The 13561-nt window shown below is 43.8% G+C and carries 11 protein-coding genes; 4 read left to right on the top strand and 7 right to left on the bottom strand.

Annotation, left to right across the window (positions count from 1 at the left end; genetic code table 11):
* Nucleotides 1-1164 carry a hypothetical protein gene (locus OH463_RS20375; protein ID WP_049536822.1) on the top strand — a complete coding sequence of 388 codons (1164 nt, stop codon included), beginning with the start codon at nt 1-3 and terminating at the stop codon, nt 1162-1164.
* An 84-nt stretch (nt 1165-1248) separates the two neighbouring features.
* On the opposite strand, the gene nhaC is transcribed toward OH463_RS20375, so the two are convergent.
* Nucleotides 1249-2685 carry a Na+/H+ antiporter NhaC gene (gene nhaC / locus OH463_RS20370; RefSeq protein WP_269992425.1) on the bottom strand — a complete coding sequence of 479 codons (1437 nt, stop codon included), beginning with the start codon at nt 2683-2685 and terminating at the stop codon, nt 1249-1251.
* A gap of 437 nt (nt 2686-3122) precedes the next feature.
* Here nhaC and asd point away from each other — a divergent pair, with 437 nt between their 5' ends.
* Nucleotides 3123-4238 carry an aspartate-semialdehyde dehydrogenase gene (gene asd, locus OH463_RS20365; protein ID WP_009698522.1) on the top strand — a complete coding sequence of 372 codons (1116 nt, stop codon included), beginning with the start codon at nt 3123-3125 and terminating at the stop codon, nt 4236-4238.
* A gap of 304 nt (nt 4239-4542) precedes the next feature.
* On the opposite strand, the gene OH463_RS20360 is transcribed toward asd, so the two are convergent.
* Both OH463_RS20360 and OH463_RS20355 read right to left on the bottom strand, forming a co-directional pair.
* On the bottom strand, nt 4543-5391 hold the full coding sequence (locus tag OH463_RS20360; RefSeq protein WP_005444660.1) for an ion transporter: 849 nt from the start codon (nt 5389-5391) through the stop codon (nt 4543-4545).
* A 62-nt stretch (nt 5392-5453) separates the two neighbouring features.
* Nucleotides 5454-6092, bottom strand: coding sequence for a YchE family NAAT transporter (locus OH463_RS20355; protein WP_005444661.1), 639 nt, complete (start codon nt 6090-6092; stop codon nt 5454-5456).
* Between the two features lie 651 nt (nt 6093-6743).
* Here OH463_RS20355 and adhE point away from each other — a divergent pair.
* Nucleotides 6744-9446: a bifunctional acetaldehyde-CoA/alcohol dehydrogenase gene (adhE, locus tag OH463_RS20350; RefSeq protein ID WP_005444662.1), complete on the top strand. Its 2703-nt coding sequence runs from the start codon at nt 6744-6746 to the stop codon at nt 9444-9446.
* Nucleotides 9447-9594: 148 nt separating this feature from the next.
* Here adhE and OH463_RS20345 read toward each other — a convergent pair whose 3' ends face one another.
* The 3 genes from OH463_RS20345 to sodB form a co-directional block, all read right to left on the bottom strand.
* Nucleotides 9595-10338, bottom strand: a complete 744-nt coding sequence (locus OH463_RS20345) for an SDR family oxidoreductase (RefSeq protein ID WP_017189356.1) — start codon at nt 10336-10338, stop codon at nt 9595-9597.
* Nucleotides 10339-10472: 134 nt separating this feature from the next.
* The gene (locus tag OH463_RS20340; RefSeq protein ID WP_009698520.1) at nt 10473-10976 is read right to left on the bottom strand and encodes a VC2046/SO_2500 family protein; all 504 of its coding nucleotides are present in this window, start codon (nt 10974-10976) and stop codon (nt 10473-10475) included.
* A 157-nt stretch (nt 10977-11133) separates the two neighbouring features.
* Nucleotides 11134-11718, bottom strand: a complete 585-nt coding sequence (gene sodB, locus OH463_RS20335) for a superoxide dismutase [Fe] (RefSeq protein WP_005444665.1) — start codon at nt 11716-11718, stop codon at nt 11134-11136.
* 242 nt (nt 11719-11960) lie between these two features.
* Here sodB and OH463_RS20330 point away from each other — a divergent pair, with 242 nt between their 5' ends.
* A complete protein-coding gene (locus OH463_RS20330) occupies nt 11961-12296 on the top strand; it encodes a Grx4 family monothiol glutaredoxin (RefSeq protein WP_005444666.1) in 336 nt (111 codons plus the stop codon).
* Between the two features lie 238 nt (nt 12297-12534).
* Here the strand turns inward: OH463_RS20330 and OH463_RS20325 are convergent, their stop codons facing one another.
* Nucleotides 12535-13557, bottom strand: coding sequence for a phage integrase (locus tag OH463_RS20325; RefSeq protein ID WP_269992423.1), 1023 nt, complete (start codon nt 13555-13557; stop codon nt 12535-12537).
* Nucleotides 13558-13561 lie beyond the last annotated feature (4 nt).

Below are 13561 nucleotides of genomic sequence, written 5' to 3'. Positions count from 1 at the left end.
ATGTTCATCCGCCGACTGTCTTCTTGGTTGATAGCCTGTCTGGTTTTAAGCCTTTCGGGATGCTCTCTCTTAGAAGTAAAAATCGATAGTCAAACTGTACCGCTCACCAAACAAGAGCTAAACATGCGCATTATGACGCGTGAATACGCTCAGCAGTTCTTTGCTCAAGTAGAGCAAGCTGCCGATGTGCTCCAAGACAACTACGAGCCTAACGATAAAGTAAACCAATCTTATATTTTACTTTGGAAAATCAATGCGGAAGAAGGGCTTCAAGCTGCCGCTTACCAAGTCTCGCCAATGGCGGCGCTGATTGACACGTGGGTATTTACTCACCAAATGGACCAGTTCTTCAGTGTCGGTGCAGGGAAAGATCTATTCACTACCGGGGAAGCACAACAAGTGTCTGCTCACTTAGCCAAGGAAGTCGATAAGCTTGCACAATCTTTGTTGAAAAAAGACGTGTACTCGAAAACCAAAGTGTTTGTGGCTGACTTTGTTGAGAAATACCCATTCGCGGATTTGAGTATGATCCGTACACCAGCTTATCGAGCTTGGTTACAAGTGAATCAGATCAGTGAAGAGGAAGCTGTAACGACATTGGGTACGATGCCTGAGGCTATCGGTGATGTGTCTGATCGTTTGAGCTTAGTGTCTGAACAAACACCAAAAATCATGACATGGAAAGCGCAGTTGCTCGCACTCAATAGCTCAGCAAGTATCGAACAAGTAAATGCAGCGCTAAACAGCTTGAAGGTTACTTCTGAGTCGTTGAAAGACTTTATCGATAATAACCCTGAGTATATGCGTAACTTGGCACAGCAAATGGCAGTGCAATTGCAGCCACTTGTTGAAGATATCGACCAGAAAACAGAAGAGCGCTTGGTTCAGTTGAGTGAAGAGCGACAAGCACTAGAAAAAATGGTGGCGAGAGAACGCCAAGAGATTGCTCAAATTATTACAAATGAAAGAGAGAAGTTTGCGCAAGACCTCGACCACGTTTCACAAGAGGTTGTGAACCTTGCAATGGATAAACTGATCGAACTGGTGAAGAGCACCATCATCTACTTCATTTTGTTCATCCTAGTGATCTTCTTTGCTCCTCTTGTTTTGGGCTATGCCTTAGGTAAACGTTCAGCGGTAAGAGCAGGTACCAAATCTGCCTGATTAGCCAGAGCTTAGCCAAACGACAAACATAAAAAAGGACCGAATTGTCGGTCCTTTTTCTATTCTATTGGAAGTTAGAACTATTTAAGCCGTTTGCTGCTTTAGTTCACCTTCTGCTTGTTCTTCTGTTGCTGGTGCTGTTGGTTCGCATTTATCGATAAACCAACCCATGTACGACGTGAAGATAGTGACGATAATACACACGAAGCTCAACCACATGAATGGCGCGTAAGACAATGTTGCCACACCCAGAATACTCGCCATGTAGATGCCGTTATCACTCCAAGGCACCATACCTGACGTTAACGTACCACCGAACTCGGCGTTACGAGATAGGTTTTTACGTTTGTAGCCAAGGCGATCGTAGTTTTTCGCACAGATTTTTGGTGTCAGAATCAGTGATACGTACATCGCCGAGCCGAATACGTTACCCATGAAAGCTGTACCAATGGTGCTTGTCGCCAGAGAACCCGCACTTTGAACACGTCGCTCGAACAGTTTCGCAATTGTCTCAAGCACGCCCACCTTATCTAGCAAGCCACCAAAACCAAGACCAAATACGATAACTGCAACAGAACCTAGCATAGAGGACATACCGCCTCGGTTCAGAATCGAGTCAATGAAATCCACACCCGAAGAAATTGCAAATGGTGCCCAAGCGGTATTGAATGCCGTTAGGAAGTCTACATCCTGAATCATTACTGCCCAGATAATACCTAGTAGTGAACCGAAGCTGATCACAGGGAAAGAAGGCATGCGCATAGCGAGTAGAGCCAATACGATAATGACTGGAACAAAAGAATAAGGCGTAATGAAAAATTGTTGTTCCATAGCCTGAATTACTGAGTCAACTTGGCTCATATCCACTTTACCTGCGAAGTGGAAGCCAAATGCAGTAAACATAATACCCGTAATGATGTAACTGATCAGGGCAATAGGCAGCATCCCTTTGATGTGCTCTACGACTTCTACGTTTGACATTGAAGAAGCAAGAATCACGGAATCAGAAAGTGGAGACATTTTGTCGCCAAAGTAACAACCTGATAAAACCGCGCCAGCTGTAATTGGTGCTGGAACCCCAAGACCTTGACCAATTCCCATCATGGCAATACCAGCAGTACCTGCCGCACCCCAAGAAGTGCCTGTTGCTAACGCAGTCAAAGAACAGATGATCATTGTCGCTAACAAGAAGATAGAAGGGTGAATGGCTTTTAAGCCGTAGTAGATGATGGTTGGTACGATACCACCAGAGATCCAAGTACCGACTAAGGCACCTACAGCAAGAAGGATCAGCACGGCACCTAAACCATTAGAAATCCCGTTTAGTGCTGCTTTTTCAAGGTCTTTGTATTGGTGACCTAATCTTAGACCCAATAACATGATAATGAACCAACCAATGTACAGCGCAAGCTGGATTGGAAGGTCTAATTTGGCAGTAAATGAAAATGCCAAAAGAAGAAACAAACCTAGTGAGATAAATACCTGTATCAGACTAGGAAGACGTGTTGTAACTTGCTTCATATGTGCCTCTGTCGTTCATGGAGCAATAGAGGAAGGCCGCTCCCTGTTTTAATCGCGCATAACATACATTAACAAAAATTATATTTCGAACATTTGGTGCTTTATCTTGACTTTCATCCGATAAAACGTTTGCTTGTAAAATTAATAACTAAAAAACTTTAAGTTTAATGGTTTGAAATGTTTTGTGATGTAAAAAATATGTGCTGCAAATGTTGTTTTCTCACAGAGTGGTAAGACCATGTAGCACAGTGTTGGCAGTTTTCTCGGTAGGTTTTAGTGCTGAACCGATAAGAAAAGAGAAGAAAATACCTTGGATTATAAAAATTCGCGGTAAACGTTAAAAAAGTTGTGTTTATTTGCAAATTAGGGCTTGAGATTTTGTGTCGAAAATTGAACTATGGAGAAAGTTTCAAAAATATACATGGAGAGTTAGTGCGATGAGAGTAGGTTTAGTTGGTTGGCGCGGCATGGTGGGTTCAGTCCTAATGCAACGTATGGTTGAAGAGAAAGATTTCGATTTGATCGAGCCAGTTTTCTACAGTACGTCTCAAATAGGTATCCCAGCTCCAAACTTAGGTAAAGAAGCTGGTTTACTTCAAGATGCGTTCGATATTGACAGTTTAAAACAACTTGATGCAGTGATTACGTGTCAAGGTGGTGGTTATACGGAGAAAGTTTATCCAGCGCTTCGTCAAGCTGGCTGGAAAGGTTACTGGATCGATGCTGCTTCGACACTTCGTATGGTCGACGACTCTATCATTACGCTGGACCCTGTTAACCTGAAACAAATTCAACAAGGTATTCACGGTGGTACAAACACGTTTGTTGGTGGTAACTGTACCGTTAGCTTGATGCTTATGGGTCTTGGCGGTCTGTTTGAGAAAGGTCTTGTCGAGTGGACGAGTGCGATGACGTACCAGGCGGCATCTGGTGCAGGCGCGCAAAACATGCGTGAGCTGATTTCTCAGATGGGCGTAATCAACGACTCAGTAAGCTCTGAACTAGCAAATCCAGCGAGTTCAATTCTCGATATCGATAAAAAAGTTGCCGACACCATGCGCAGCTCTTCATTCCCAACCGATAAGTTTGGTGTGCCACTAGCCGGCTCTTTGATTCCTTGGATCGACGTCAAGCGTGACAACGGTCAAAGTAAAGAAGAGTGGAAAGCGGGTGTAGAAGCAAACAAGATCCTTGGTTTCCAAGATGCACCAGTGCCAATTGATGGTACGTGTGTTCGTATCGGTGCAATGCGTAGTCACTCTCAAGCACTGACTATCAAGCTTAAGCAAAATGTGCCAATGGATGAAATCGAAGAAATCATCGCAACGCACAACGACTGGGTAAAAGTGATTCCGAATGACCGCGACATCACGGCTCAAGAACTTACGCCTGCGAAAGTAACAGGTACCCTGTCAATCCCTGTTGGTCGTCTACGTAAAATGGCAATGGGCGATGATTTCCTAAATGCGTTCACTGTCGGTGACCAGCTATTATGGGGTGCAGCAGAGCCATTACGCCGTACTCTACGCATCATTCTTGCTGAGAAAGCTTAAAAGAACGAACACTGCGTTTCTTGAGAGCTAAAAGCTATATAAAAGCCGATGTGAATTCATCGGCTTTTTTGATCGTAAGTCTGGAGTACGGAACGGGCTGTACTTTGCGAAAGTTCTTTATTAAGAGAGACAAATAGAGGGGCTGGCGCCCTCGTTCTTTAGAGTGAGAGATATTGTTCTCCAAACTAACGCCGCGTCATTCCCGAAAGCGACGAAGGAGCGCAGTCGGGAATCTCTTGTTGGAGGCATTACGCCCTGAGACTCGGGAGCGCTCCACTTTAGGCATCGAAAGCCGATTCCTGGTCTATTCTTCCTCGTCCGCACTCACGACGCGATTATCAGGATCTGCTAGTTCACTGCCACAATGCTTACAGTGCATCGCATCTGAATCATGACCAGAGCGATTACAATTCGGGCACTTTACTAATTGTTTGTGCGCATTCATCTCATTACTGAGTTCTGCAGTGATAATGCCGGTTGGGACCGCAAGTATCGAATAACCGAGCAGCATAGTTAATGATGCGATGGCTTTCCCAAGGTGAGTTTGCGGCACCATGTCGCCATACCCAACAGTGGTAATCGTTACGATCGCCCAGTAGATGCTTTTAGGAATACTCGTAAAGCCGTTGTGCGGACCTTCAATAACGAAAATCAGTGCGCCGAAAATGGTGACCAGAATACCTACGGTGCTAAAGAAGATAAGAATCTTACGACGCGCCATCAATAGAGAGCGTAGCAATATGTTGGAATCTTGTAGGTAGCGCACCAATTTCAAGATGCGGAAGATACGCATGACACGTAGTAATCGCACTACACCCATAAACGAAGCACCAGGGAAGAAGATCGCTAAATAGGTAGGCAGAATCGCTAACAGATCAACTACACCATAAAAGCTGGTGGCATAAGACTTAGGTTTTGGAGAGCAGTACAGTCTTAATAAATACTCAATAGTGAATAGGGCTGTGAAGGTGTATTCAATGTAACGCAGTTCTCGCGACCATTCAGTCATTACCGATGGCAGTGATTCTAGAATCAAAACCACGAGAGAAGTAATGATCGCAATAATCAGTGCGATATCGAAGGCACGCCCAGCACGTGTATGAGTACCGAAAATAATGACGTATAAATGATGCTTGAAAGACTTGCGAGGCATGATGTTGCACTGTCAGCGTTAAAATGAAACGGATTGCAACATCATACCAGAAGTTATGAAATTTAGGCTAAACCAGGGAATAGGTTTCTTAAACCGTTAGCAATAAACTCAATACCAAGAGCGCCCAAGATTAGACCCATAATACGGGTAATCACGTTGATGCCTGTTTGACCAAGGAAACGAACGATCAAAGGCGCAGAGCGGAACAACAACCAAGAGCAAAAACAAAACAGCATGATCGTAACGCTAATACCAACCGTGTCGAGTGCACTTGGGTAACGTGCGCCATAAACAATGGTTGAGCTGATTGCACCTGGTCCTGCCATCAAAGGCATCGCTAGCGGTACTACACCGATTTGTTCGCGGCTTACGTATTCCGACTTCTCTTGTTTATTTTGCTTATCTTCACCTAGTTTACCGCTCATCATCGAGAACGCGATACTCAGAAGTAGTAAACCGCCCGCAACACGGAAAGAGTCCAGAGAAATACTGAACATATCCAACAACAACTGACCAGCAAAAAGAGAAATGATCAAAATAATCGCAACGGCAACGTTGGCTGTCGTGGCGGTCTTATTTTTCTCTTCTGGTGTCATATGACCGGTTAGTGATACGAACACAGGCATGATACCAACAGGGTTCACTGCTGCGACCAAACCTAAGAAAAACTGTAGGAAAATAGCTAACTCTAAAGTCTGCATGTTGCTTACTCGTAAACGTTCACAATAGTGAAAAAGAGAGGGGGTAATTTTAGGCGGTAATGTAAGGCAAAAGTGCGGTAGGAAGAAATGAAAAAAACTAACGTATTTGGGCTAGTATTTGTGAGAAAAACTAATTATTGAAGAAAATGTATTCAATCTGGAAACGAATTGTTACGTAGAAAATTGATGAGAGAGCATACTGATTTACACAAACGTTAACATTCGCACATTTTTCACAAAAAGAAAGGTGGTTTGTAGAGAGATAAGACGTATTCGATATACTCTCAGTAGCACAAAAATTAGGGTCCACATGTAATTTTGTTGGCTAAAAATGAAACTTTTTTACAGATTGTTGTTATTTCTTTTAGTTTTTAGTTCGTTTGCTTCTTTTTTGCTCAATAAAAAATGAAGTTTAATTTATTTGTTTATCAATGGTTTATGTTGTTTTGTTGTGGTAAACCACTACTTTGGGGGTATTTCAGTTGTGAGAACTGATCCAAGTCAATTTTTTTCACACTCTGAAATATTATACTCAGCCCTGAAAGCAATTTACTAAGATGGTTGTTAGTTAAGTCGCTGATAAACAGTAAAAACGAAAGACAATAACCTTACTAAAAAGTTTTTAATATTTATTATTTTAGGAGATCCACCATGCCTGTAACTAACTTAGCTGAACTAGATGCTCTAGTAGCACGCGTTAAAGCAGCACAAGAAGAGTTCGCAACATTTTCTCAAGAGAAAGTAGATGCAATCTTCCGCGCAGCTTCTCTTGCAGCTAACCATGCTCGTATCCCACTAGCACAACAAGCAGTTGCTGAATCTGGAATGGGTATTGTTGAAGATAAGGTAATCAAAAACCACTTCGCTTCAGAATTTATCTACAACAAATACAAAGACGAAAAAACATGTGGCATCTTAGAAGAAGATGACAACCTAGGCACAATGACTATCGCTGAGCCTGTAGGTATCATCTGTGGTATCGTTCCAACGACTAACCCGACTTCTACTGCTATCTTCAAATCTCTAATCTCTCTAAAAACTCGTAACGGCATCATCTTCTCGCCACACCCACGTGCGAAGAACTCAACTAACGATGCGGCGAAACTAGTTCTAGATGCAGCAGTAGCAGCTGGTGCACCAAAAGACATCATCGGTTGGATCGACCAACCATCTGTAGAGCTTTCTAACGCTCTTATGAAGCACGACGGTATCGCTCTTATCCTTGCAACTGGTGGTCCAGGCATGGTTAAAGCAGCTTACTCTTCTGGTAAGCCAGCTATCGGTGTAGGTGCAGGTAACGTTCCTGTAGTTATCGATGAAACAGCTGACATCAAACGTGCTGTTGCTTCTATCCTAATGTCTAAAACTTTCGATAACGGCGTAGTATGTGCTTCTGAGCAAGCTGCAATCGTAGTTAGCGAAGTTTACGACGAAGTGAAAGAGCGTTTCGCTTCTCATAAAGCTCACGTTCTATCTAAAGCTGACGCTGATAAAGTACGTAAAGTACTTCTTATCGACGGCGCACTAAACGCGAAAATTGTAGGTCAACCTGCTCCAGCAATCGCTGAAATGGCTGGCGTTAAAGTTCCTGCTGACACAAAAGTTCTTGTAGGTGAAGGTCTAGGTAAAGTTTCTTACGATGATGAGTTCGCTCACGAGAAACTATCTCCAACTCTAGGTCTATTCCGTGCTGACAACTTCGAAGATGCAGTTGCTCAAGCGGTAACAATGGTTGAAATCGGTGGTATCGGTCACACATCTGGTCTTTACACTAACCAAGACGTAAACGCAGACCGCATCCGTTACTTCGGTGACAAGATGAAGACTGCACGTATCCTTGTAAACATCCCGACTACTCACGGTGGTATCGGTGACCTTTACAACTTCAACGTAGCACCTTCTCTAACTCTAGGTTGTGGTTCTTGGGGTGGTAACTCTATCTCTGAGAACGTAGGTCCTAAGCACCTTATCAACAAGAAAACTGTAGCTAAGCGAGCTGAAAACATGTTGTGGCACAAACTACCTAAGTCTATCTACTTCCGTCGTGGTAGCCTTCCAATCGCAATGAGCGACCTAGAAGGTAAGAAACGCGCATTCCTAGTAACTGACCGTTTCCTATTCAACAACGGTTACGCTGATGAAGTAGTTAAACTGCTTAAAGAGCAAGGCATCGAAGTTCAAACATTCTTCGACGTAGAAGCGGATCCAACACTATCTGTTGTTGAGAAAGGTGCAGAAGCAATGAAGAGCTTCCAACCTGACGTAATCCTAGCTCTAGGTGGTGGTTCACCAATGGATGCTGCGAAGATCATGTGGGTAATGTACGAGCACCCAGAAACTCACTTCGCTGAACTAGCAATGCGCTTTATGGACATCCGTAAACGTATCTACAAGTTCCCTAAAATGGGTAAGAAAGCTGAGCTTGTATGTATCACTACAACTTCAGGTACTGGTTCAGAAGTTACTCCATTCGCTGTTGTTACAGACGACAAGACAGGTGCTAAGTACCCACTAGCTGACTACGAAATCACGCCAAACATGGCTATCGTTGATGCTAACCTAGTAATGAACATGCCTAAGTCTCTAACAGCATTCGGTGGTTACGATGCAGTAACTCACGCTCTAGAAGCTTACGTATCTGTTCTTGCGAACGAGTACTCAGATGGTCAAGCTCTACAAGCGCTTAAGATGCTTAAAGAGTACCTACCTTCAAGCTACGCGAACGGTGCAAACGACCCAATCGCTCGTGAGAAAGTACACAACGCGGCAACGATCGCTGGTATCGCGTTTGCTAACGCATTCCTAGGTGTTTGTCACTCAATGGCGCACAAGATTGGTGCTGAGTTCCACCTACCTCACGGTCTAGCGAACGCACTACTAATCTCGAACGTTGTACGTTACAACGCGAACGACAACCCAACTAAACAAACTGCGTTCTCTCAATACGACCGTCCACAAGCACGTCGTCGTTACGCTGAGGTTGCTGACCACCTAGGCCTAAGCCAAGAAGGTGACCGTACTGCTCAGAAGATTGAACGTCTACTAGCATGGTTGGACGAGCTGAAAGGCGACCTAGACATCCCAATGTCTATCCAAGCTGCAGGTGTTTCTGAAGCTGACTTCGTAGCGAAACTAGACGAACTAGCTGTTGAAGCGTTCGATGACCAGTGTACAGGTGCTAACCCTCGTTACCCTCTAATCACTGAGCTAAAAGAAGTTCTAATGGCTTCTTACTACGGTAAAGCATTCGTTGAAGGCGAAACTTTCGAAGGTACAACTGTTATCAAGAAGAAAGCAGACCAAGTAGCGAAAGAAGCAGCACCAAAAGCTAAGAAAGAAAAAGCTAACGCATAAGTACGACGTTAGTTATGAAGTAGGTTTTCGCTAGCACGAAACTTACAATCGGGAAAACTCAAAGCCCCAGTCGAAAGACTGGGGCTTTTTTTGTTCTTTACATTACCAACGGCTCTGTTAGGTGGCGGATTTAGGTAGGAAGGTTTACTTAGACTTCGGTCGTGACGACGCGTCCGCTAAAGTACTCATTTGCGACAATGTAGGCGGTATTTCTTACCAACTCATCTTGGATCTGAGCCCAATGTCGCTCGTCTAGATCTTCGCTGGTATGGTTTACTGATGGGATGACGCCACCCACACGAATATTGAAAGGGGTCAGCTCTTTTGCCCAGCTGTGAGTAAAGCCAGACACCAGTGCTGCCATGCTCTCTACTCCAGTGAGATCTTCATGGTTGTCATGTGAGATAACGTTAACGATCACGCCTTTCTTCTCTCTCGAACGGAATCGTTCAGCACTGACTTGCCCATAGGTATAGAGAAAGCGAGCCGCAGAAGAAAGGTGGTCAATGTAGGTACTCATTGGCTCTGGAGCCATTAAGCTTGGCATTGGTGAGCTGGTCCAGCAGTTTACGATTACATCGGGAGTCGCACCTAATTGCGACTCTATTTGGTCGAACAATAAGTTGATGGATGTCGTGTTGTCATTGCACACATTCATCGCGTATACCCTGTCGGAAAACGCACTGATTTGCTCGTAGCTTGCCTTCAAGGCACTAGGGTTCTGATCACAAAGTACCAACGTTGCCCCAAGATGGGCAAAGTGGTTGGAGCAAGTTCTGCCCAATACAGAGCCTGCAGATGTGACGAGAATGATTGAGTCTTTAATATCCATAGCACCTTCACTGTAATTTCTTGTGTTAAACAATACATCAGTGGTTTGTGCTATCAGCATGGATGAATTTATTTGAGCTCAGTGTGAAAAGGCTCAAACTAACGCTTTTGCGCGACAATTATTGTTTAGGAATTTGTAAGGTGTCACATTTCTGACGTGCTTGGAATGTAAGCGCTTGGCGGAAAAGTGAAACGTTATGCTTGAGTTTGGATTTGGTAATGACGTTGAGCCGTCACTAGTTGATTGTACAAACCAGCATCGGGAATAAGGGTTTTGTTGCGCTCACCTAAGCTGCGGCGTTCGTGACCTGAAAGGTTGTGATAAACCTCTTCTGGTAGATTAAATGTGTCTTCAGGAAGGTAAGTGAGTGCATCAGGCTTTAGGTAGTGGCTCAGTTTTGCCGAAGGCAAGCCAGCATCATGAAACTGTTTCGCTTGTTCTGCTGCGAGTTCATAGCTACTGCTATCAGAACGTAGAGACTGAGGTTGAGATAAACCGAATTGTTGACGAAGAATGTCATCACTGGTGATCACTTCTTGGACTTCTTCAACCGGAACCACATCGCGGACATCGTTAGAAAACATAGACAGAATCAACGAGAAATCAGCGCGACGACCTTCGTGTACGGCATGGTTAATACCATTACCGAACTGAAGTTCGTTGATGATTGCTGCTTTGTCTAAAGTATGGATTTGCATGATGTTCCTCGCTTGATGCACTTTTAGCGGCAACGGAGAGAAGAACTTTAGGAAAAAGAGGGGATTAATTGAAAAAATCGGTTGGAGATGTAATAAAAAAGCCCGCAACAATGCGAGCTTTTTGAATATGACTAAATTGAACTTAGGGGGAAGTTAATTACTTCGCTAGGTTCTCAGCTACGAAATCCCAGTTTACAAGCGCCCAGAAGCCGTTCATGTAATCAGGACGTACGTTGCGGTAATCGATGTAGTACGCGTGTTCCCACAGGTCAACAGTTAGAAGTGGAGTCGTACCTTCTTCTGTTAGAGGTGTAGCAGCGTTAGAAGTGTTAACGATTTCTAGAGAACCGTCAGCTTTCTTAACTAACCAAGTCCATGAAGAACCAAAGTTGTTGATTGCTGCGTCAGTGAACTTCGCTTTGAATTCTTCGAAAGAACCGAATGCAGCGTTGATTGCATCAGCTACTGCACCAGTTGGCTCGCCGCCCGCGTTTGGCGCTAGGCAGTGCCAGTAGAACGTGTGGTTCCAGATCTGTGCTGCGTTGTTAAATACGCCACCAGTAGAAGTCTTGATGATCTCTTCTAGTGTTTTGCCTTCGAACTCAGTACCAGGGATAAGACCGTTTAGCTTGACAACGTAAGTGTTGTGGTGCTTACCGTGGTGGAAATCTAGAGTCTCTGCAGAGATGTGTGGTTCTAGTGCGTCTTTCGCGTAAGGAAGAGCTGGTAGTTCAAATGCCATTGCTCGATTCTCCATAGATATGAAAGGGTTACCTTTCGATTGCTTCCAGTGTTTTTATTTATATGTAGTCGTTACGACTGACTTGAAAAGTATTTTAGCAAGTTTTTACTTTATTAAAACCCCGATATGAAAATATTTTAAGAGGAAAGGGGTAAAGACTTACTAATTATATGGTTTTTATTCTGTGTTTATTGAGTAGAATGTGGCAATAATTAAAGTTCACGTCCATGAATGAGGAAGCGATGGAAACTATCGATAAAATCAAACAGCAGATCTCTGAAAACGCAATCCTGCTGTACATGAAAGGATCACCGAAACTACCTAGCTGTGGTTTCTCTTCTCAAGCAGCACAAGCTCTAATGGCATGTGGTGAGAAGTTCGCTTACGTAGACATTCTACAAAACCCAGATATCCGCGCTGAGCTACCAAAATACGCTCAATGGCCTACATTCCCACAACTGTGGGTTGAAGGTGAGCTGATCGGTGGTTGTGACATCATTTTGGAAATGTTCCAAAAAGGTGAACTTCAGCCTCTTATCAAAGAAGCTGCGGCACGCGTTGAAGGTGACGCTGAGTAATTCGTAAATACTCACATTTGGCGATAGAATACAAAGGAGCCGCATTGGCTCCTTTTTCTTTTTTAGGTTAGTGGAATGAACTTGAAGCTTTATTATGTTCCATTCTTTCTATAACCCTCGTAAAACCTAGCAACCCCTTGCTATTTCTAGTGTTTGAAAAGTATCATCGTTCTGATGAATGCAGATAAATACCAATGTTTAATGACGGCTGTCGCCATTTTGTCGCCATTTGTGGCGGCTAGATATTGAGGTTTACGAGAGGGTTGAAGCGCACCGCATCACTCAAATGGCTTGGTGAGAAATGGGCGTAAATCATAGTGTGGTCAATCATCTTATGACCGAGGATTTCCTTTAGAACAAGTATGTTGCCGCCATTCGACATAAAGTGACTTGCGAAGGTATGGCGTAGAACGTGAGTTGCTTGTCCTTCCGGTAAGTGTGGCAATGCTACCCTAAGCCATTTATACACAACTCTGTAACTGCAAGTAAAAAGGCGATCATTGGTTGGCTTATAAATCTGGTTATATAAGTCTTCTGAAATGGGTACCGTTCGGTTGCGTTTGCCTTTGGTGTTGCTATACGTGATTCGGTACTTCGTTAAGTTGGAGCCTTTTAGAAATATCGCTTCCCTGACACGAGCACCTGTTGATAAACAAATCTTGTATACCTTAATTATCTCGTCACCAACTGGGCTTTGCCTTGCTACTTCGAATAGATGATGAATCTCCTGATCGGATAAAAACGCCAATTCAGTTTGTGGCTTTTTGATGGCATCAATACCATTCACCGGATTAGGTAGTTTCCATTCACCAAGCTTTATCAACTTGTTGAACACAGACTTCAGCAAGCCAAAGTCAGTATTATTTGAGGCGATCGACAATTCCTTGTGTTGTTTGCCTCTCCCTTTGTTCGAACGGTTGGCTCTGTACAATGCCAGTTGTTGTGAATTCAGATGAGCAGCGATTGGATTATCGAGATCGGCAACCATGATTTCTAAACGCAAGCGAGAATGGTCACCGGATTTTAGGTTCTTGCCATGTAACTTAAACCAAAGCGCTACCAAGTCAGACAGGCGTCGGTGATCGGGCTTTGCTCCAAGCCAAGGTTTATCGTCCACCTCTTTCATGAGGTGGAGTTCAAAAGCATTGGCTTCGCCTTTGGTGGCGAAGCGTTTACGAACACGTTTACCTGCTCGACCTTGCGGATAGCACTCACATAACCATGGCTTTTTTGAACCATCTTTAATATTTCTAATCGTCATAAAA

Source organism: Vibrio sp. NFR (assembly GCF_027587095.1).
Lineage (GTDB): Bacteria > Pseudomonadota > Gammaproteobacteria > Enterobacterales > Vibrionaceae > Vibrio > Vibrio harveyi.
Note: the sequence above shows the minus strand (reverse complement) of the source record. Positions and strands in the feature narration are given on the sequence as shown.